Annotated in this window: 19 protein-coding genes; 4 read left to right on the top strand and 15 right to left on the bottom strand. The window is 46.4% G+C overall.

Features of this window, described 5'->3' with window-relative positions; genetic code table 11:
- Nucleotides 1-55: 55 nt before the first annotated feature.
- Nucleotides 56-1,774: a septation ring formation regulator EzrA gene (locus ACKPBX_RS12630; RefSeq protein ID WP_319995564.1), complete on the bottom strand. Its 1,719-nt coding sequence runs from the start codon at nucleotides 1,772-1,774 to the stop codon at nucleotides 56-58.
- Between the two features lie 415 nt (nucleotides 1,775-2,189).
- On the opposite strand from ACKPBX_RS12630, the gene rpsD reads away from it, so the two are divergent.
- Nucleotides 2,190-2,801: a 30S ribosomal protein S4 gene (gene rpsD / locus ACKPBX_RS12625; RefSeq protein WP_119093136.1), complete on the top strand. Its 612-nt coding sequence runs from the start codon at nucleotides 2,190-2,192 to the stop codon at nucleotides 2,799-2,801.
- Nucleotides 2,802-3,216: 415 nt separating this feature from the next.
- Here the strand turns inward: rpsD and ACKPBX_RS12620 are convergent, their stop codons facing one another.
- The 9 genes from ACKPBX_RS12620 to ACKPBX_RS12580 form a co-directional block, all read right to left on the bottom strand.
- Nucleotides 3,217-3,843: a DUF1054 family protein gene (locus ACKPBX_RS12620; protein ID WP_319995563.1), complete on the bottom strand. Its 627-nt coding sequence runs from the start codon at nucleotides 3,841-3,843 to the stop codon at nucleotides 3,217-3,219.
- Between the two features lie 69 nt (nucleotides 3,844-3,912).
- Nucleotides 3,913-4,875 (bottom strand): siderophore ABC transporter substrate-binding protein, encoded by a 963-nt coding sequence (locus tag ACKPBX_RS12615; RefSeq protein WP_319995562.1) that lies wholly within the window; start codon nucleotides 4,873-4,875, stop codon nucleotides 3,913-3,915.
- A gap of 18 nt (nucleotides 4,876-4,893) precedes the next feature.
- Nucleotides 4,894-5,655, bottom strand: coding sequence for an iron ABC transporter ATP-binding protein (locus ACKPBX_RS12610; protein WP_119093144.1), 762 nt, complete (start codon nucleotides 5,653-5,655; stop codon nucleotides 4,894-4,896).
- Nucleotides 5,652-6,614: an iron chelate uptake ABC transporter family permease subunit gene (locus ACKPBX_RS12605; RefSeq protein WP_319995561.1), complete on the bottom strand. Its 963-nt coding sequence runs from the start codon at nucleotides 6,612-6,614 to the stop codon at nucleotides 5,652-5,654. The genes ACKPBX_RS12610 and ACKPBX_RS12605 overlap by 4 nt, the downstream gene beginning before the upstream one ends.
- Entirely contained in the window at nucleotides 6,611-7,564 is a 954-nt protein-coding gene (locus ACKPBX_RS12600) for an ABC transporter permease (RefSeq protein WP_119093146.1), read from the bottom strand. The genes ACKPBX_RS12605 and ACKPBX_RS12600 overlap by 4 nt, the downstream gene beginning before the upstream one ends.
- A gap of 404 nt (nucleotides 7,565-7,968) precedes the next feature.
- Nucleotides 7,969-9,477: a helicase HerA-like domain-containing protein gene (locus ACKPBX_RS12595; protein WP_319995560.1), complete on the bottom strand. Its 1,509-nt coding sequence runs from the start codon at nucleotides 9,475-9,477 to the stop codon at nucleotides 7,969-7,971.
- Between the two features lie 209 nt (nucleotides 9,478-9,686).
- A complete protein-coding gene (locus ACKPBX_RS12590) occupies nucleotides 9,687-10,379 on the bottom strand; it encodes a 5'-methylthioadenosine/adenosylhomocysteine nucleosidase (protein WP_086628318.1) in 693 nt (230 codons plus the stop codon).
- A gap of 33 nt (nucleotides 10,380-10,412) precedes the next feature.
- Nucleotides 10,413-10,820 carry a hypothetical protein gene (locus ACKPBX_RS12585; RefSeq protein WP_319995559.1) on the bottom strand — a complete coding sequence of 136 codons (408 nt, stop codon included), beginning with the start codon at nucleotides 10,818-10,820 and terminating at the stop codon, nucleotides 10,413-10,415.
- 1 nt (nucleotide 10,821) lies between these two features.
- Nucleotides 10,822-11,382: an NUDIX domain-containing protein gene (locus ACKPBX_RS12580; RefSeq protein WP_319995558.1), complete on the bottom strand. Its 561-nt coding sequence runs from the start codon at nucleotides 11,380-11,382 to the stop codon at nucleotides 10,822-10,824.
- Between the two features lie 211 nt (nucleotides 11,383-11,593).
- On the opposite strand from ACKPBX_RS12580, the gene ACKPBX_RS12575 reads away from it, so the two are divergent.
- From ACKPBX_RS12575 to ACKPBX_RS12565, 3 genes are all read left to right on the top strand, one after another.
- The gene (locus ACKPBX_RS12575) at nucleotides 11,594-12,313 is read left to right on the top strand and encodes a 5-bromo-4-chloroindolyl phosphate hydrolysis family protein (protein WP_086628321.1); all 720 of its coding nucleotides are present in this window, start codon (nucleotides 11,594-11,596) and stop codon (nucleotides 12,311-12,313) included.
- A gap of 11 nt (nucleotides 12,314-12,324) precedes the next feature.
- On the top strand, nucleotides 12,325-13,548 hold the full coding sequence (locus tag ACKPBX_RS12570) for a toxic anion resistance protein (protein ID WP_086628322.1): 1,224 nt from the start codon (nucleotides 12,325-12,327) through the stop codon (nucleotides 13,546-13,548).
- Between the two features lie 246 nt (nucleotides 13,549-13,794).
- The gene (locus ACKPBX_RS12565; protein ID WP_086628323.1) at nucleotides 13,795-14,043 is read left to right on the top strand and encodes a GlsB/YeaQ/YmgE family stress response membrane protein; all 249 of its coding nucleotides are present in this window, start codon (nucleotides 13,795-13,797) and stop codon (nucleotides 14,041-14,043) included.
- Between the two features lie 166 nt (nucleotides 14,044-14,209).
- Here ACKPBX_RS12565 and cspD read toward each other — a convergent pair whose 3' ends face one another.
- From cspD to ACKPBX_RS12540, 5 genes are all read right to left on the bottom strand, one after another.
- On the bottom strand, nucleotides 14,210-14,410 hold the full coding sequence (cspD, locus tag ACKPBX_RS12560; RefSeq protein ID WP_086628324.1) for a cold-shock protein CspD: 201 nt from the start codon (nucleotides 14,408-14,410) through the stop codon (nucleotides 14,210-14,212).
- Nucleotides 14,411-14,692: 282 nt separating this feature from the next.
- The gene (gene ileS, locus ACKPBX_RS12555; RefSeq protein ID WP_319995557.1) at nucleotides 14,693-17,473 is read right to left on the bottom strand and encodes an isoleucine--tRNA ligase; all 2,781 of its coding nucleotides are present in this window, start codon (nucleotides 17,471-17,473) and stop codon (nucleotides 14,693-14,695) included.
- A gap of 290 nt (nucleotides 17,474-17,763) precedes the next feature.
- The gene (locus tag ACKPBX_RS12550; RefSeq protein ID WP_086628326.1) at nucleotides 17,764-18,426 is read right to left on the bottom strand and encodes a DivIVA domain-containing protein; all 663 of its coding nucleotides are present in this window, start codon (nucleotides 18,424-18,426) and stop codon (nucleotides 17,764-17,766) included.
- Between the two features lie 29 nt (nucleotides 18,427-18,455).
- Nucleotides 18,456-19,235: a YlmH family RNA-binding protein gene (locus ACKPBX_RS12545; protein ID WP_319995556.1), complete on the bottom strand. Its 780-nt coding sequence runs from the start codon at nucleotides 19,233-19,235 to the stop codon at nucleotides 18,456-18,458.
- Between the two features lie 39 nt (nucleotides 19,236-19,274).
- Nucleotides 19,275-19,562 carry a YggT family protein gene (locus tag ACKPBX_RS12540; protein WP_086628328.1) on the bottom strand — a complete coding sequence of 96 codons (288 nt, stop codon included), beginning with the start codon at nucleotides 19,560-19,562 and terminating at the stop codon, nucleotides 19,275-19,277.
- Nucleotides 19,563-19,571: the final 9 nt, after the last annotated feature.

Raw genomic sequence — 19,571 nt, 5'->3', positions numbered from 1 at the left:
GTCAAAAAAAGGGCCGAGACAATGTCCCGACCCTTGCATTTTGTTTGTTCTGCATTTAATAGTAGTTACGATTTTTTTCTTCCTGGTAGGATTCTTCCACTTTGCGGGCAGCCCCTGCTTCGACGCGGTTCAGCGGAATTTTGATGGCTTCCAGCGCACCTTCGTAGTCATATTCGCGATGAAAAAGCACCAAAGCTTTGTTGATGGCATTTTCGATTTCCACATGCGAATGGCGGAAACGGTTTGCGTATTGGATCATATATTCCGTCAGCATCGCATTGTCCACAATCGCTTGCGTTTGGTTATCCAGCATTTCGATGTCCTCTTCGCACATCTTGGAAATGGCATCGATTTCGTCCATGTCGATCTTCACGCGGTTCAGCTTGGAAGCCAAATCCTCGATGCGATCCGTGACTGAGAAAAATAGGTCCAAATAGATTTTCGGCAAACCTGGCAGATGGTATTTCTCGATGGTCCGTTTCATGTTGCGCATATCCAGCTCGTACAGATCGATGCTGTCTTTGATTTCTTTTTCGCGGTTGCGCAAATCACTGAGGTTGCTTACTAATTCAGACTGTTCCTTGTCGATTTCGGAAAGGCGTTGGCTGATTTTTTCGTAATATTCGCGGACAACCGAATAGGAAATTTCATGTTCCTTCATCATCTTATCGTAGTAACGCAAGGCTTCATTTTCCTTCAGTAACTGTTCTTCGAACTCTTGCGCACGGCCCAACTCGTTCTTGTTCAAGAAATAATTCTGGGAAACGCGGTCGATTTCAAGCAACACATAGCGGTTACTCTGCAGGACATGATCCATTTTCTTCTGCAGATTCGCCGTATGACGGCCCACAAAATCCTTGGCTTCCATTTCTTTTTCCATGATGGCATAAACCGCTTCGATATCGCGTTCGACTTTATCCATCTTCTTGCCTGCTTCATTGATATCGGCAAGGCCGATGGAATCTTTTGCTTCCTGGATTTCTTTTTCGACAGCAGCTATCTCAACGGAGACATCCACACCTTCGAAAATGTACTTCTCATCCAACAGGCGTTGGAAGCCGTCTTTCAGATCACTCACTTGTTCTTCATACTCTGTTTTGATTTTTTCGTTCAGTTGAGGGATCTTTTCGACCACTTCTTCCATAATAAGCAGATCCTGCTCGATACGCGACAAGATTTCTTTGGCTTCCATATGGTCGCCCTCGTTCGTCAATGAATTGAATTTCGTGAAATCCAACTCCATGTAATTAAGGTTCTTCTCCAACGTTTCGATGGCTGGACCGAATGTAAAGCTGTGCGCCAATAGCTGTTTGCGGATTTTATTGTAGCGTTCCTGGATTTCTTCCAACTCTTTGCGGTTTTCCTGTGCACTTTCCAATAATTTTTCGAGTGCCTTGTTCACTTTTTCAACGCTGTTTTTCGTTTCGTCGATCAATTGATCCGCTTGCGAAATGGCTTGTTTCGCCTTGATGAAATTCATGCGTTGGATGTATTGTTCGGCACTGACCAGCGCCGCCTCGATTTCAGGATACTGAAAACGCGTGATGGTCTGCCATGTAGCTTGCCAACTTTCATACGTGCGCTTCGTTTGGCCTGTCAAATTCATATTTTTCAATGTGAACAGGTTATCGGCCACAGGTATGGCCATCGCTTTTTGTTTCTTCTCATCGATCGCCTTGATCCGATTCGCTTGTTGCCTCGTCAAATACATGATCGCACCGTACCCGATCAACACTAACAATATTATCGCTACTAACCAGTATATAAACTCCATCAATAAATCCTCCACCTATTCCGACAATTTCGTTTATTTGATCTTAAAATTGAAAACGCCCAATATATCTCATTTTTTAGTATAACATAGAAAGAACCAATCAGAAACCAGAAAATAATAAGGGAACTGAATTCCTTTATTAGGAACAGTGAAAGCGTTCCGCTGCTGGGCAAAGTCCGTCAAATATCACCTTTTCATTGCATTAACTTCTGTTGTTTGGTACAATAACCTTTGTGTAAAATAATGCAGCGAGAAAGAAGCACCCGCGTCAACAGTTCATCGCCATCGTGAGATGGTTCAATTGCGTACCCTTGCGGCTGCATAAGGTGAAGATTGAAGGATCAACTGCACGCATTGCTGACTTATCATTCTTATTTTACTCCAAAAATCAAACATTTATTGGAGGAATTTTATTATGTCACGTTATACAGGACCAAGTTGGAAACAAGCTCGTCGTTTAGGCATCTCCCTATTGGGAACAGGTAAAGAATTGGAGCGTCGTCCATACGTTCCAGGTCAACACGGCCCTAACAATCGTAAAAAATTATCTGAATATGCTATGCAATTGCAAGAAAAACAAAAATTGCGTCATATGTACGGCATGAACGAACGTCAATTCGCAACTTTATTCAAAAAAGCTGGTAAAATCAAAGAAGGTAAACAAGGTGTTAACTTCATGATCTTATTGGAACAACGTTTGGATAACGTAGTTTACCGTTTAGGTTTAGCTTCTACTCGTCGTCAAGCACGTCAATTAGTTAACCACGGTCACGTAACTGTCGATGGCAAACGTGTTGATATCCCTTCATACGAAGTGGCTGTTGGCCAAGTAATCGGCTTGCGTGAAAAATCTAAAAACTTGGTAGTTGTTAAAGCTGCTGCTGAAGCTTTGTTCGGACGTCCGGACTTCATTACCTTCGACACAGAAACATTAGAAGGTTCATTGAACCGTCTGCCAGTTCGCGAAGAATTGCCAGCTGAAATCGATGAGTCATTCGTAGTAGAATACTACAACAAATTAGGTTAATCTCCCCGGAGATCAGCTTCAAGGAAACGGCAAAGCAATTTGCCGTTTTTTTTGTACAGGAAAAGCGGAACGGGTTCGTTCAGCCCTTCTTTAAGGAAACACTGTGACCTAATCGGTCAAGTGTATCATGCCTCTAAGCGATTGAAATCGCAAGAGTCATGACAATTTAGGAAATCTGGCCTCGCAACGTTCCCTACGGTCACCTTGTACTGGGACTCTAAGGGATGAATCCCTAAGAGTTCCATGCAAATGAGCATCGCAGAGCGCAATGGGTCAGATTTATCTAATTTCCGAAGGGCTAACCCGTGAAGCTAGCCAACGTTTTGGATGCTCAAAATATTTTTCAAGCCAAAAAGGACTGAGCAGCGATCATTCCCGCTATTCAGTCCTTTTTGCTTTGTATTGGGTTACGCGTTTAGCTGTACTGTTCCATGCAGGCCTGGTAGATCGGCAGCAGTTCGCGGAGCGTTTCCTCCAACACTGCCAGCGTGCCTGCTTCCGTCGATAAGCGCGGATCGGCTGGCGCCAATTTTCGGCCGAGCAATAACTCTGCTTTTTTTACATCCCGCAGCCGGACCAGGACAGTTTCCCAATCGACAGCCTCTATCGGCAATACAGCCGCCACGGTATGGTCGATCGAAACGACGTAATCACGCGGCAACTGCTCCAATTCCGGAATCCGTTCCATTAAAGCAGCAGCCATTTCTTTTTCCTTCACGGGTTGATCGATCAGGCAAAGATAAAAACTGACCCCCTCTTTCGCAATCCCGATCTGGAAATGCGGATATTTTTTGTAGCCTCTCGCATCCCCACCGATGGCGCACCAGGTATTCTCGGGCGCATATTTCGTGCGGCGCAGGTGTTTGGCGATATGCACGGGCACCGACTCAGCACCCTCTTCCGAAACGATGAGTTTGGCCCCCGCTGCCGAAAAATGCCTGAACTTGGGCTGGATCCGGTCGCGGATGCCTGCCATCCTTTCATCGAGTCCCTGAATATCAAAAACGTTGAAGTCTGCCTTATCGAAATGATAACCTGCCAAATTGTGCACCTCTTTCTGATTTGCTTCCATCATTATAGAGAAAAAATCAGAAGCTGGACAATTTTTTGCTTACTGGTAGCCCACTGCGATCTCTTCGATCATCAGGTGGAACGATTCTATCCCGCCGCCTGAGAGGTACCACAAGTCGGAGGAAAGATTGATGATTTTATTATTTTTATAAGCATCCGTCTGATAGACAAAATCATTTTCCAATAGCGCCGCGTTCTCATCGGATGCCGAACCGATTGCCGCTGTGCGGTCGACGACAAACAAAATCTGTGGATTGATTTCCAGCAACCCTTCATAGCCGACGGACTGTCCATGCGTGGAATCCTCGATCGCTGCATCGACAGGCGTGAAGCCCAATGTATCGTAAATGAAGCCAAAGCGTGAGCCTGTGCTGAAAGCGGACATGCTGCCATCGTTCAATAGCAACGTCAATGTTTTCTCGCTGATTCCGGCTGTCTTCGCTTGCACGGCTTCGATCTCTTCGTTCAAGGTAGCGATGGCTTCCTCGGCTGCTGCTTCTTCGTCAAAGATGATCCCTAAGCTAGTGATGTTCTTTTGGACCGATCCCCAATAATCCGTGTAGTCGACACTGAGTACGACTACTGGTGCGATTTCCTCCAATTGTTCCGCGAAGTCCAGCAGTCGGTTCGAAATGATGATGAGCTCCGGCGCCAAATTCGCCAACGCCTCCACATTCGGTTCCTTAAGCGTTCCTACGTTCTCGAATTGATCTGCCGTATCCGCTAGATAAGCCGGCATGTTTTCGGTCGCTGTACCCGTGACTGCATCCTCTCTACCCAATGCGATCAATGTGTCCAAATGTCCAAAATCCAAAACAGCCACGTTTTTCGGGTTTTTGGGCACTTCTATGGAGCCGCGTGCATCCTCGATGGTCACCGTTGCTTCGGATTCCGCAGTCGCTGTTGTTGAATCTGCCGCATCGACAGCCCCTTCTTGGGCGCCGCAAGCCGCCAGGGTGAAAATTGAAGCCAAACTTAAGATTGTCTTTTGCCATTTTTTCATTTTCCATTCTCATCTATGTCAAATTGCTTGGTAGGTGCAATGTTTTTTTCCATCCGCAGTCATGATGACTTCCAATGGCACTTCATATAATTCCTGCAAAACTTGTGTCCGGATGACTTCCTCGACCGTGCCGCTCCGGAACACTTTTCCGTTTTTCATGGCGATGATGTTGTCCGAAAAAACGGATGCGAAGTTGACATCGTGGATGACGATCAGAATCGTTTTACCCAATTCGTCAGCCAAATTCCGGATGGTCTGCATCGTCACGATGCTTTGTTTCAGGTCGAGATTGTTCAGCGGTTCATCCAATAAGATGTACTCGGTGTCCTGCACCAAGATCATCGCGATGGCCGCCCGCTGGAGTTGCCCCCCAGACAACGTATCCAAATAGCGGTTGGAGAATTCCACCAGGTTCAGATAGCCCAAAACCTTGTCGATCATTGCAAGATCCTCTTCATTCAGCCTGCCCTTCGTATAGGGGAACCTGCCGAACGAGACCAGTTCGCGCACCGTCATGCGCACTTGATAGGCATTCTGTTGTTTCAGGATTGAAAGCTCCTTCGCCAGTTCATCGGATTGCCAAGCCTCGATTTCTTTCCCGTGTATCGTCAATATGCCCTCGTCCTTTGTCAAAAGACGGCTGATGACCGAAAGTAGCGTGCTTTTGCCTGCCCCATTCGGACCGATGAAAGCTGTGATTTTTCCTTTCTCGATTGCCAAAGAGATGTCATCCAATACTTTTTCATCCTCATAGGCTTTGCTGACGTTAGAGATTTTCATAGTTTGCCCCTTTCCTTCCATAATAGCCAAAAGAAGTAGATTCCCCCGAACAGTTCGACCAGAATGCTCAAATTCGTCTGCAGCTTGAAGACTTCTTCTGCCACGAATTGTCCGGCCACGACCATCACGAAACTGAGCAAACTCGCACCAGGCAACAGATAGTTCAGGCAATACGTCCTGAACAGACGATAAGCGATATTCGCCGCCACAAAACCGAGAAACATCATCGGCCCGACGAGCGCTGCAGAGACAGTCATCAACAGGATGACATGCATGAAGGTGAGCTTGGTCTCCTTTTCGACGGAGATCCCTAAATTTTTGGCCGTTTGTGTACCCAGTCCCATAACTTCCAACACCTTCCGCTTGCGCCACAGACTGATGATCGAAAACAAGGCGATCGGAACAGCCAAAACAAGTACAGAATCATTGATGTTCTGAAAACTGGCATACAGCTTCGTCTGCAGTTTGTCGTACTCATTCGGATCCATCAGCACCTGCATGAAGGAACTGATACTGTTGAAAAAAGTCCCCATGACAAGCCCGATCATCAAAATGATTTGCATATCGTAATTTTTCCGGTTCCACGAAAGCCGGTACAGCAAGAAATAACTGCCCAACATCAAGAATACCAGGAAACTGAACTGCCATTCCGCATTCAGTTGGCTGCCCAACAGCGAGAAACTGAAATACATCAACACTGTCTGCAGAAGCCTGTAGAAGGATTCGACCCCAAGAATGCTGGGGGTCAAAAAATTGCTGTGCACGACAGTCTGAAAGCTGACAGTCGCAAAGGCAGTGCTGATGCTGATGACTGCAAATGTCAAAAGCTTCGTGCTCCGCAACTTCATAATGAACAAATTACCGTTGCCTTGGTTCCAGAAAAAATAAAGGAAAGCCACAGCCACTGCAATCACGGCCAACCGTTTCATGATGATGCGGTTTTTCAACACGTTTTTCATGCCGTCCGCCCTCCCTTCAGCAACAGCCACAAGAACAGGCCGCCGCCGAAAACACCAAGCACCGTTTCCACCGGAATTTCGTACGGTGGGATGACCGAACGCGCAAAGACGTCGCACAGCAACAAGAAAATCGCTCCGAACAGTGCAACCTTGCCGTGGGTATTGCGGATGTTATCACCAAAGCGCAACGAGACGAGGTTCGGGATGATGACTCCCAAAAACGGCAGATTTCCGACTGTGCTCAGGATGACCGCCACAGCCAAGGAGACGAACAGTGTCCCGATGAAAAGGACCGCTTCAAAAGGCAGGCCGAGGTTTTTGGCCGCGTCTTTCCCGAAGCGCGCAATCGTGAAATGATCGGCAAAATAAAAAAGTGCCAAAAATAACAGGAAAATGAGGTACATCCCCTCATATTGTCCTTTGATGACCAATGAAAAATCGCCTTGCATCCAGGCGGAAAGATTTTGTGTGACGTTGAAGCGGAATGCAAAAAAATTGGCGATCCCTCCCAAAATATTTCCGTACATCAGGCCCAGTAAAGGGATCGTCATCTGGCTCTTGAAAGGCAAGCGATTCACGACCACCAAAAACAGGAACGTCCCCGCCGCCGCAAAGAGGAAGGAAAGAGTCATCTTCCCCACAACCGATAAGCCCGGAAAGAAAACCATCCCGCACAGCATGCCCACCCTTGCCGCATCCACCGTGCCGACTGTATCAGGAGCGGCAAACCGGTTCTGCGTCAATGATTGCATGATCAGGCCGGATAAGGACAAGCCCGCTCCAGCCAAGAGAACCGTAATCGTCCTCGGCAGCCGTGACGACAACAGTATCAGACGATCCGTGTTGCTCCCGACCAGAAACTGTTCGACCGAAAAAGCAGCAGTCCCTACTCCCAGGGAAAGCATAATCACTCCTGCCAAAGCCAGAACAAGCAGTAATTTCTTCAACATCTATTCACCATCTTCCAAAAGCAACTCCTTAATGATAACGATTCTAATTGAGAATCATTCTCAATTAATGGTATAGGTGCTATTCTACTGGATGCGGAAATAAAACACAATACCAAATATGAGATTTTCATGAAAAAAAGTAAGCAAAAAAAGAAAAGCGGAACGGGTTCGCTCAGCCCTGAAAGAAATTTAGGAAATCTGGCCCTGAATGAGCATCGTAGAGCGCAATGGGTCAGATTTATCTAATTTCCGAAGGGCTAACCCGTGAAGCTAGCCATCGCTATTGGATACATGGAACACTTTGCAAACGTGTTAAACACCAACGGTGATGCACTTTCGCTTCATCAAAAAAAAGAAACCAAAAAGGCCAGCCCTTGTGTGGGACTGGTCTTTTCGGTCTGTCTTCATTTTTTCAGGATGCCCAAAATACCGCGGGAGATGACGCGGCCGACTTCCCGGCCGACTTGCGACATCAAATTTTTGGTGAATCTGTCCATCGTCGAATCGCGGGAACTGCTCGCTCGTTTTTGCTGGGTTTGATCTTTTTGCTGCTCTTTTTCCAATTGCTTCAGCTGTTCGGCTTTTTCCCTGTCCCTTGCGGCAAGCTCTTCATTTTCCTCCAACTCAATCGCCTTGATTTCCGACAATCGCTGCAGTTGTTCGTAGGAGGATTCCCTGTCGATCGCCTTGCTGTATTTATAATACAGCAAGGAACGGTTGATTTTTTCTTCTTTGACTAGCGGTTCCAGGATGCCCATTTTGCTCTCCGGAGGATAAATCATGACTTGCTGAACATAGCCGGGAATCCCTTCCGGATCTAGGAAGGAAACCAGCGCTTCCCCGACCTTCAGCTCCGTCAATTTCTTGTCCAATTCTTCCCCCTCCACCTGCCGGAACGTTTCGGCGACCGCTTTGACTGTTTTCTGCTCCTTAGGCGTAAAGGATCGCAAAGCATGCTGAATTTTGTTGCCCAATTGGCTCAGAATAGCATTTGGCAGGTCAGTGGGATTTTGCGTCACGAAATAAACACCGACTCCCTTGGAACGGATCAGCCGGACAATGAGTTCGATTTTTTCCTCAAGCACATCCGGAACGTCATGGAAAAGGACATGCGCTTCATCAAAAAAGAAGACAATCTTTGGTTTTTCAAGGTCACCGACTTCCGGCAATTGCTCATACAGCTCCGAAAGGAACCACAGTAGGAAAGTCGAGTAGAGTTTTGGTGACATGAACAGGCGGTTCGCCATCAGAATGTTCACATAGCCGCGCCCAGCTGCATCTGTTTTCAATAAATCCTGGATATCGAACATCGGCTCCCCGAAGAAAAGATCGCCGCCCTGTTCCTCAATAACCAATAAACCTCTTAAGATCGCACCGATCGATTGCTTTGAGATATTCCCGTATTCGCGGCGCAGCTCTGTGGCGTTGTCTCCGACGAAATTCAGGATCGCCCGCAAATCTTTGATGTCGATGAGCAGGAGTTGTTTCTCATCCGCAACTTTGAACGCGATGTTCATGATCCCTTCCTGGGTTTCATTGAGTCCCAACAGCCGCGACAACAGGATCGGACCCATATCCGAAATGGTCGTCCGCACCGGCACACCGTTTGATCCGAAAATATCCAAGAGCTCCACTGGATAAGCACGCGGCTCAAAATCCTCAGGCTGCAGCTTCATTACCCTTTCCATTATTTTTTCGCTCAACTCACCGGGTTCCGCAATGCTCGCCAAGTCACCTTTGACGTCCGCAAGGAATACCGGAATCCCCGCTTTGCTCAACTGTTCCGCAATCACTTTCAAAGTCACCGTTTTCCCCGTACCGGTCGCTCCGGCGATTAAGCCGTGGCGGTTCAGCTTATCCAGATGGATGATTGCCGGTTTGTCCCCTTTCCCGATCACCAGTTCTTGGCGCATCCAAATCCCCTCCTTGGCCTGACATTTCATTCTTATTGTACAATATTTTGAAAAGCCCTTACAACAGTAAGCACTTTCTTTTGAAAAGTAATAGTGCCCGAAAGTGCCGCAGACAGCAAAAACCACTCAACCATTTTCGGTTGAGTGGTTCAGGCTTGCTTGATTGCTGATTTCAGCTCTCAATGAACCGGCAAAATGCCGCAAGGCTTCTATTCTTCGCTAGTTTTCAGTAATTCGATGACCATTTCTGCGGATTTTTTTCCGGCTTCGACGATGAACTCGTCGAACGTCAGCGCCGCGCCATCGCTTGCTCCGTCCGAAATGGCGCGGATGATTGCGAAGGGTGTGCCCAATACGTAACAAGCTTGGGCGATTGATGCGCCCTCCATTTCGGTCGCATAGGCATCAGGGAAATGTTCCTTGATGCGGCTTGTGCCGCTTTCGGAAGCGATGAAAGAATCGCTTGAAACAATCGTCCCTTGGACAGCATGCAAACCGACTTTTTCAGCCGCCCGCGTTATTTGTTCAACGATTTTTTTATCGGCCGTGTAATAATGCGGCATCTGCGGCACTTGTCCCACCGAATAACCGAATGCCGTGGCGTCCACATCATGGTATGCAACCTTATCGGCTACGACGACGTCCCCCACATGCAAGGCTGCGTTTAATCCCCCCGCCGAACCGGTATTGATGACGAAATCGGGACGGTATCGATCGATGATGAAGGCGGTGGCTATGGCCGAGTTGACTTTACCGATGCCTGACTGCACCAATACTACATCCTGATTTTCGATTTTCCCTCTTGTAAAAACGAGGTGGAAATGTGTTTCTTCTATCTTTTCTGTCATATTTTCCAACAAAATACGGTTTTCTTCTTCCATTGCTCCAATAATCCCGATCATGAGTGTTTCCTTCCTTGTAGCTGCATTGTTAGGTCATAGGACGAAAGCTATCGCAAAAACCAAAATGATCAACAAAATGACGATCAGGATGGCTTTGTTCAGGTAGCCGTCCAGTTTTCTGCCTCTTTCTTTATCAGTCAGACGCTCCACCTTTGCCGAAGTTGCGGATTTGTCAACCTTCCGGAACAGGTTCGCTTTTGGCTTGGCGGTTTTGGCTTTGTTGCCGTTCTCCGACCTTTTCTTTTCGGTCGGAATACTGCTTTTCTCGCCCGCGGAAGCAGTTGATTGCTTGTTGTTCTTTTCTGTTTCCGGAGCAGAACGCTCGGCAACTTTTGCCTTCGGAGCGACTTTCTTTTCTGCTGTCCCCGGTTTTGTCGTTTGGTCCCTTTTATACTGACGGTAACGTTCCCGGGTGATCAGCGGTTTTTTTGGTTCTGACATGCTATCCCTCTATTCTTTCCCGCAAAAGACGCATCTCCCAATACAGCATGGCATAGATTGTTTTCGAATCGCAAATTTCTCCGGATTCCTGCAAAGCTTTCGCTTCGTCGTATGTCAATTCCAAGATTTCGATGAATTCATCCTCATCCATCGGTAAAGAATTTTCGACTTTCGTCAAACCTTCCGCCAAATAGATTGTAATCTTTTCATCCAAATAAGCCGGGGTCGGATAAAAAACCGTCAATTCGGACCAATGCTTCGCACGGTAATCCGTCTCTTCCTCGAGCTCACGGATTGCTGCCAGCAAAGGTTCCGCATCGGATGTCTCCAATTTGCCTGCCGGGATTTCGACAACTGTCCGATCCAAAGGTTTCCGGAACTGTCTGACCATGACCATTTTCCCGTCGGAAGTGAAAGGTATCATCGCTACAGCTCCAGGATGCCTGATCATCTCCCTGACTGAAGTTTTCCCGTTCGGCAGCAGCACTTCTTCCCTCACCAAATGCAGCAAGACGCCGTCGAATATTTTTTCGCTTTTCAGTGTTTTTTCTTCAAATTCCATTTTATGTTCCTCCCAATCTACTGTCCTGATCATGTATTATCATAACCTATCTTTTCGGCTATTTACAAGAGCCGCGTGAGAATCGGCCCAAACGGGAGTTGGCGATGAAAATCATCCTTTCGGCCGATAGGTGTCCCTAATGCTTTTATGCTAGAATAATAGCATAAGCACAGACAAAGTGAACAGCATGTTATCAAAGGAGGAAAAATTTATGTGGAGCAACATCAAGGATATATTGAAATATACGTTTTCCAGCGTCATCAGCCTGATTGCATTAGTGGTATTCTTTTTCATATTCGATTTCGATTTCTGGACTTCAATCGGCCTGACCATCGGCTTGGGCGCCTTCCTATACTACATCCAAGCCGGAGGAAGGATGCAATGGTCGCTTAAGGCAAAAAAACAACGAGGCACACTGGGAAAAGTGAGCGCCGACAAAGAAGCCTTCTACCATTCTAAAGGGATGACCAAGGAACAGATCGCCTATTTCCGCAGCACAATGGATCAAGCCAAGAATACGATCCAAGACATCGAATCGAATCTGCAGCAGCGATCAAAATTAAAAGCTATCGCGGCACGCAATGATACGGTGGACATACTGAAGGATTTCTTCAAAAATATCGTCAATCAGCCTAACCGATTGCACGAAGTCGATAAATTCCTGTACACCAATCTACCCAACCTGAAAGAGCTGACAGACAAATACATCGCAATCGATGGCCACGTTTCCAAGACGAAAGAAACCTACACAGCCTTAGATAACTGCTCCAAAACAATCGATGATATGTGTCGTCTGATCGCTGAAGACTACGTGCGCTTCATGTCCAATGATATCGAGGATATGGATATCGAGTTGGAACTTGCAAAGCAAGTTTTGAAAAGGGATAATGAAGGAAAGAGTAACGAAAATGCTTTAGACGAAGAGCTATAGGGGGAATACTGATGGACCAATTTGATGCTACCGGAAAAAATGGACAAACAGACAGCAAGGATGTCAATCAAGAATTGGACGATTTACTGGCCAATCCTTTTTCAGATCCGTTTGCTCAACCAGCAGTGATTGCTGATAATACCACAGTCGCCAACGAGGTGATCAACCCGGATCGGCTGATCGACCGGTTGCCGGAAGAAAGACAAAAACAAGCACTGGCATTAGCCGGCCAAATCGATGAGAACAACATGCAAGCCATCATCAGCTACGGCGCTGCAGCTCAAAAACAATTGGGGGAATTCTCCCATTCGATGCTGGACCATGTCCAGAACCAGGACACCGGCGAAATCGGCGATTCCCTGAACGATCTGATGTATCGCCTCAACGAAGCCAAACCGGAAGACTTGCGGGCAGAAGACAACAATGTCTTCCGCAAAATCTTCGGCAAGGTAAAACAATCCGCCTATGAGATGACGGCAAAATATCAGAAGATCGGCGCCCAAATCGACAAGATTGCGATCAAATTGGATAAAGAAAAGAATGGCCTGCTCAACGACAACGTAACGCTGGAACAGCTTTACCAAAAAAACAAGGATTATTTTGAGGCCTTGAACATCTACATCGCCGCCGGTGAAGTGAAAATGGAAGATCTTCAGAAAAATGCAATCCCGAAAGCGATCCAGACCGCTGAAGTTTCCCAAAGCCAAATGGATGTGCAGATCGTCAACGATCTGAAACAGTTCCTTGACCGTCTCGAAAAACGCACCCATGATTTGCGCTTGACAAGACAGATGACGATCCAACAGGCGCCACAGATTCGCTTGATCCAAAACACGAACCAGGCATTGGCAGAAAAAATCCAATCCTCCATCCACACCGCCATTCCCTTATGGAAAAATCAAGTGGCCATCGCCCTTACGCTTCTGCGCCAAAAGGATGCAGTGACAGCGCAAAGGCAAGTATCCCAGACCACGAATGATCTGATGCGCAAGAATTCGGAAATGTTGAAAATATCAGCCATCGAAACCGCTAAAGAAAATGAACGGGGTGTGATCGATATCGAAACGCTCAAACAGACACAACAGGATCTGATCGAAACATTGGAAGAGACGCTGAAGATTCAGCAAGAAGGCCGAATCAAACGCAGAGAAGCCGAAAAGGAACTGTCTCTGATGGAGAACGACCTGAAGGTCAAACTGTTGAATATCCATCAGCAGGAACAACAAATCCACTAATATCAAAGGGCTGCCTCATTCGGGGCAGCCTTTGGTTTTGCCCACTTATCCGATTATTGTTCGTTCCCTAAACAGTCCCCCTCCGCGGAGCGGCAAGAGGATTTCTTCTCCACATTTTCAGAAAGCCTCTCGTCTCGAGGGCATATTATTTGTAATGTGACTCATTTTATATATAATAAGAGTATAGTTAATAGGAAATAACTATATTGTTACTGCATTTGTATTTGAAAAAAAGGAGGAAAAGAAATGGGCTTTATTTGGTCTTTAATTGTCGGTGGTATCTTAGGCGCATTAGCAGGATCGTTCATGGGTAAAGATATTCCGGGTGGCATTATCGGCAATATCATTGCTGGTTTCGTCGGTTCGTGGTTAGGAACAACTTTATTCGGAGCATGGGGCCCTGAAATCGGAGGATTCTATATCGTTCCTGCACTAGTGGGAGCAGTCATCCTGATTTTCATCGTATCCTTTGCTATGAGAAGCATGAAAAAGTAACCTCTCCATACCGAACATAAGCGGACTATTGTCTGCTTTCTGATAAAAGCGTTGTTTTGCGATCCTGACAGGGATTGCCTAAACAACGCTTTTTTTTGCATGTAAAAAGCGCACTGGGAGTTACTCCCGGTGCGCTTTGAATTCGCTAATGTTAAAAAGAATAGGATTATAATTTTACAACGTTAGCTGCTTGAGGACCACGGTTGCCGTCAACGATTTCGAATTCAACCTCTTGGCCTTCTTCTAAAGATTTGAAGCCTTCGCCTTGGATAGCTGAGAAATGTACGAATACATCGTCTTTTCCGTCAACTTCGATAAATCCAAAACCTTTTTCGCCATTAAACCATTTTACTTTTCCTTGTTCCATAATCGTGTAATACCTCCAAAATTTTCATTGGTAAAATGCTAATACAAATATTTACTATCATATATTAGTACAAGTTACTAATATAATTATAACGAATATCTCACACGATTTCAAGAGGAAGTTATGCGCTTTCTTTGGAAATTTTATCTGCAACGGATAAAACCTACCATTTCAACCTAAAACAAACAGAAGCACGCAAGAATGACTTCAGAAGCCATCTGTTTGCGTGCTCTATATTTATTATTTACATGGTTTTAACAATTCTCTTTAAAGTGGTGCGAATTATGCTTCTTCCTGTACGAGTGCTTCCGGATATTCAGATCTTACAATATCCGCACAACGTTCGCATAAGGATGTTGCATCCTCGATTGTTCCGACCTCTTCTTTGATGGCACGGCATCTTTCGCAAGTTTCCCCATGTGCGTGTTCCACCAGGATCGCAAGATTATCGAACTGCATCGCTTCAGCTGGAGCGGCCGTCAATTCTTTGATGTCAAGCTGTGAAACGATGAATAATTGTTCCAGGTTTGCATCAAGGGCCGCGAACAATGCTTTTGTATCTTCATCAACAAACAAGGTCAGATGCGCTTCGAAAGATTTTCCGATCGTCTTTTCATTACGCGCAACTTCCAATGCTTTCAAGGCCGCATCGCGGATGTCCAGGAATTTTTCCCATTGGCCTAAAATCTCTGCTTGGTCTTCACGGACGCTGCTTTCCGGCAATTCAGCCAGTTGGGCGTATTGTTCCTCTTCCTTCAGGAAACTCCAGATTTCTTCTGTTGTATGTGGGATGATTGGCGTCAAAAGTTTAGCCAATTTAACCAATACTTCGTAAAATACGGTCTGCATGGCGCGTCTCTCTAGATTATCCTCTTTTTCGATATAGACAACATCTTTCGCAAAATCAAGATAGAATGCCGACAAATCAACTGTACAGAAGTTCATGATCGTTTGGTAGATGGTCGAGAACTCGTACTCCTTATAGGCTGTCACACATGTTTCAACGACTTGATCCAAGCGCGCCATCATGTATTGATCGACACTGCGCAGCTCTTCGTATGCCACTGAATGTTCTTTCGGTTGGAAATCTTCCGTATTCCCGATCAGGAAACGCATGGTGTTACGGATCTTGCGGTACGTTTCGGAAACTTGTTTCAGGATGTCGTCGCTGATTCTGACGTCGGATTCGTAGTCGACACTGGACACCCATAGACGGACGATATCTGCGCCCATGTTCTTGACGACTTTTTCCGGCAGGACAGTATTGCCCAATGATTTGCTCATTTTGCGGCCTTCCCCATCCAAAACGAAACCTTGGGAAAGGACTGTTTTGTAAGGTGCTACTCCGTTGATCGCAACGCTGGTCGTGATGCTTGAGTTGAACCAACCACGGTATTGATCGGAACCCTCCAAGTACATATCAGCAGGGAATGTCAAATCTTCCCTTGCGCGCAGCACAGCCTCATGCGAAGAACCGGAATCGAACCACACGTCCATGATGTCCATTTCCTTCGTGAATTCACCGTTCGGGCTGCCTGGGTGCGTGAACCCTTCAGGAAGCAGGTCTTTCGCTTCTCTTTCAAACCAGACGTTCGATCCGAATTCGCCGATCAATGTCGCAGCGTGGTCGATCGTTTCCGGCGTGATGACGGGTTCTCCATTTTCCGCATAGAAGATCGGCAACGGAACGCCCCAAACGCGTTGACGGGAGATGACCCAATCGCCGCGATCGCGGATCATGTTGAACAAGCGGACTTTTCCGGATGGATGCAGCCACTCAACATTTTCGATTTCGTCCAGGATGTCTTGACGGAATTTATCGATGGATGCGAACCATTGCGGCGTTGCGCGATAGATGACCGGTTTCTTTGTGCGCCAGTCATGCGGATAGCTGTGGACGAAGAAATCCAGTTTCAGCAATGCGCCTTTTTCAGCCAACAATTCGGTGATCAGTTTATTGGCTTTATCGTAGAACACGCCCTCGAAACCTGGTGCTTCAGCCGTATAGCAACCTTTGTTGTCAACCGGTGATAACACTTCCAAACCATATTTTTTGCTGACAAGGTAATCATCCTCACCGTGTCCTGGAGCGGTATGGACCAACCCGGTACCTGCTTCAAGCGTTACATGCTCCCCTACCATGACCAAAGACTCGCGATCATAGAACGGATGCTGAACCGTCATGTACTCCAACTCAGAGCCTTTCAGTTCCTTCAGGATTTCAACAGATTCCCATCCGATGGCTTCCTTGACCGTGTCCAGCAATTCTTTTGCGACAACAAATTTTCTGCCGTCAGCGGAAACAACCACATATTCGAAATCAGCGTTAGCGGAAATGCCTAAGTTTGCCGGCAAAGTCCAAGGCGTAGTCGTCCAAATGACCATTGCAGTATCGTTATCCAATAAGCCTTTGCCGTCTTTGATCTGGAAAGCCACATAGATGGAAGCAGACTTCACATCTTTATATTCGATTTCGGCTTCCGCCAGCGAAGATTCACTTGATGGCGACCAATAGATCGGCTTCAGGCCCTTATAGATGTAGCCTTTTTCCGCCATTTTTCCGAAAACGCGGATTTCGGCTTCTTCATATTTCGGCAACAAGGTCACGTATGGATTTTCCCAGTCGCCTGCGATACCCAAACGTTTGAAGACGGTTCTTTGACCGTCGATCTGATTCCAAGCATAATCTTCACACAATTTGCGGAAATCGGCCAAGCTCATCGCTTTGCGGTTCACGCCTGTATTCGTTAAGGCTTGTTCAATCGGCAGACCATGCGTATCCCAACCCGGGACAAAAGGGGATCGGAAACCGGACATGGATTTCGAGCGGACGATGATGTCCTTGCTGATCTTGTTCAAGGCGTGGCCCATGTGGACAGCACCATTGGCATATGGAGGGCCATCATGAAGGACAAATGTCGGTTTATCCGCATTTTTTTCTTGTCGTTTGGCATAGATATCTTTTTCTTCCCAATCCTTTTGCCATTCCAATTCACGGACAGGCAGGTTGGCTTTCATAGGAAAAGCCGTTTTCCCTAGGTGCAGCGTTTCTTTCATTTTCATTGTCGGAAGCTCCCTTATCATTAATTTTTTCTACAAAAAAAGACCCGTCTCCAAAAGGGACGAAGTCTTCGTGGTACCACCCAAATTTAAAGCGACAACGGCCGGAACAGGCTGTCATGCTTCCTCATTCAAACCGTTAACGCTGTTCAGGCGACCTTTTTTACTTATGTTTGTTCAAAAAGATTCTCATGGAGGATCCTTAAAATAGAGGGACTTATTGGCCTTTCACCATTCGCCAATTCGCTGGAAGTTTCTTTTTTTCGGGTGTTCCATTCTTCAATATCTAGATTTTACTTGTTTTCTGCCGGAATTTCAATAGCTTCCACAGCAGCTTGCGCAAGTTTCTCTTCAGCTCTGGCTTCTTCAGCCAATCTTCCGCCGACTTCGAATTCGGCAGCATCTTCAGAATTGGCGACCAATTCGTCGATGATGCGTGTACGGTTGGATAACACTTCATTCAAAGTAGGAGTCGAAACTTGACCTTCCGGTGAAGCATTCAACAAGTTATTCCATTCATCATTCATGATGAGGTTCAACTGTGACTCAACCAAAAGTTGCAGCTTCTGTTTGAAGTTACGGCTTTCCTTGCGGACGCCGTCAGTCTCTTCATTGATTTTTGTTGCTTTCCCAGCCGCTTCATGCAATAAGCGATCCGCACTCTTTTCCGCCTCGAATAAAATGATTTCAGCTTCTTTGCGCGCATTTTCTTTCAGTCTGTCGGCAGCATCCTGTGCCACTACGATCGACTTATTCAAAGCATCCTGCAGGTTGCTGAAATACTGAAGTTTTTCTTCGGCAAATTTCAGTTGCTTTTGCAGGTCTTTATTTTGTTTGATGACTTCTTCAAATTCTTTAGTGACATTATCCAAAAAGTCATTGACTTGTTCTTTATCGTACCCTTTTATTTTGACAGGGAATTCCTTGTGTTGAATATCTAATGGAGTCAAGCTCATCTTATACACACCTTTCGTTCTTGTCATTCTTATTTGTACAATACGCCGAATTCGACGCGCCATTTGTCTTTCTTGGACTTTCCTTCTATAGCCTTAATCTGGATCCGTCCATAACCGCGGATGGAAACGATATCCAGCAAGCCCAATTCGAAATCGGGGCGTTCAAATGCGGCCCAGTTCAATTTCACTTTTCCGCTGGTCACCAATTCTTTTGCGCGTTGTCTCGATATGTTGTAGATGGCAGCGATCACAGTGTCCAACCGCAGCGAGCTGACAGTGTCATGCACAATTGTCCAATCATCGATAGGTGTGATCAGATCAGTGTAGGTCCGGTTTTCCAGGCGGACACTGACCTTGCCTATCTTAGTGACCTGCGAATGCACATAGCTTGCTATATTCGACGCCAACAGAAACTGCCAGCGTGTGCCATCAGACAGGATATCGCCGAAAAGTTCCCTTTTCATGCCGGTTCCGATCAACGTCCCCAGTATTTTCCCATGGGTCAGACTGGCAAATTTCGATGGGTACACTACTTCGGTAAGCTCCATTTCAAAATCGCTTTGCGTCGGACTGAAATATTCAGGGCAAATGATTGCCCGCTTGCGTTCCGCCGCTTCGTATCCCCCATAGAATTGGACATGGATTTCACCTTTTTTCCCGACCATCATCTCAAGGATGTATTGCTGTCTCGGATCCAAGAAATCCGTCAAATACGGTGAATAGGTTTCCTCCGCTTGCGTAATCCAGGATTGGGCGCTGTCAATGAATGGCTGCTCTTCCTTGCGGAAATGTTGATAAACTTCTTGCATACGAATCCCTCACTTTTTCGTTTGATGAAAAAATGTCCGTCAATTCAGCAATCTGATCAGGAACAGGATAACGACCTGCGCTCCATACTCCACCAAATTCAGGAACAGGATGCCCGCCACTACACTGAAGCTCATCATGCCTACAGATGGGATCAATCTTCTGAAAATGTCCAGGTAAGGCTCCACAATGCTGGAGATAAAATAGCCGAATTTGGAACTTCTTGCACCAGGCAACCAACTCATCAATGCGTATACCAGCAGGACGGTTGAATAGGCCGATATGCCCCAACGGATAATCTGTAAAAGCCAAATCAATATTTGTGTCATTTTGTTTCC

The sequence above is a fragment of the Trichococcus shcherbakoviae genome, from assembly GCF_963666195.1.
Lineage (GTDB): Bacteria > Bacillota > Bacilli > Lactobacillales > Aerococcaceae > Trichococcus > Trichococcus shcherbakoviae.
The sequence above is the reverse complement of the archived record's forward strand: the minus strand, read 5'-3'. Positions and strand labels throughout refer to the sequence as shown.

Excerpts from the sequence above, each read along its gene's own strand:
- ACKPBX_RS12600 (WP_119093146.1), bottom strand. The coding sequence starts at position 7,564 with ATGTTGAAGAAATTACTGCTTGTTCTGGCTTTGGCAGGAGTGATTATG.
- ACKPBX_RS12585 (WP_319995559.1), bottom strand. The coding sequence starts at position 10,820 with ATGTCAGAACCAAAAAAACCGCTGATCACCCGGGAACGTTACCGTCAG.
- ACKPBX_RS12610 (WP_119093144.1), bottom strand. The coding sequence starts at position 5,655 with ATGAAAATCTCTAACGTCAGCAAAGCCTATGAGGATGAAAAAGTATTG.
- ACKPBX_RS12595 (WP_319995560.1), bottom strand. The coding sequence starts at position 9,477 with ATGCGCCAAGAACTGGTGATCGGGAAAGGGGACAAACCGGCAATCATC.
- ACKPBX_RS12630 (WP_319995564.1), bottom strand. The coding sequence starts at position 1,774 with ATGGAGTTTATATACTGGTTAGTAGCGATAATATTGTTAGTGTTGATC.
- ACKPBX_RS12570 (WP_086628322.1), top strand. The coding sequence starts at position 12,325 with ATGGACCAATTTGATGCTACCGGAAAAAATGGACAAACAGACAGCAAG.
- ACKPBX_RS12605 (WP_319995561.1), bottom strand. The coding sequence starts at position 6,614 with ATGAAAAACGTGTTGAAAAACCGCATCATCATGAAACGGTTGGCCGTG.
- ACKPBX_RS12540 (WP_086628328.1), bottom strand. The coding sequence starts at position 19,562 with ATGACACAAATATTGATTTGGCTTTTACAGATTATCCGTTGGGGCATA.
- ACKPBX_RS12575 (WP_086628321.1), top strand. The coding sequence starts at position 11,594 with ATGTGGAGCAACATCAAGGATATATTGAAATATACGTTTTCCAGCGTC.
- ACKPBX_RS12590 (WP_086628318.1), bottom strand. The coding sequence starts at position 10,379 with ATGATCGGGATTATTGGAGCAATGGAAGAAGAAAACCGTATTTTGTTG.
- ACKPBX_RS12615 (WP_319995562.1), bottom strand. The coding sequence starts at position 4,875 with ATGAAAAAATGGCAAAAGACAATCTTAAGTTTGGCTTCAATTTTCACC.
- ACKPBX_RS12550 (WP_086628326.1), bottom strand. The coding sequence starts at position 18,426 with ATGAGCTTGACTCCATTAGATATTCAACACAAGGAATTCCCTGTCAAA.
- rpsD (WP_119093136.1), top strand. The coding sequence starts at position 2,190 with ATGTCACGTTATACAGGACCAAGTTGGAAACAAGCTCGTCGTTTAGGC.
- cspD (WP_086628324.1), bottom strand. The coding sequence starts at position 14,410 with ATGGAACAAGGAAAAGTAAAATGGTTTAATGGCGAAAAAGGTTTTGGA.
- ACKPBX_RS12545 (WP_319995556.1), bottom strand. The coding sequence starts at position 19,235 with ATGCAAGAAGTTTATCAACATTTCCGCAAGGAAGAGCAGCCATTCATT.
- ACKPBX_RS12565 (WP_086628323.1), top strand. The coding sequence starts at position 13,795 with ATGGGCTTTATTTGGTCTTTAATTGTCGGTGGTATCTTAGGCGCATTA.
- ACKPBX_RS12580 (WP_319995558.1), bottom strand. The coding sequence starts at position 11,382 with ATGGAATTTGAAGAAAAAACACTGAAAAGCGAAAAAATATTCGACGGC.
- ileS (WP_319995557.1), bottom strand. The coding sequence starts at position 17,473 with ATGAAAATGAAAGAAACGCTGCACCTAGGGAAAACGGCTTTTCCTATG.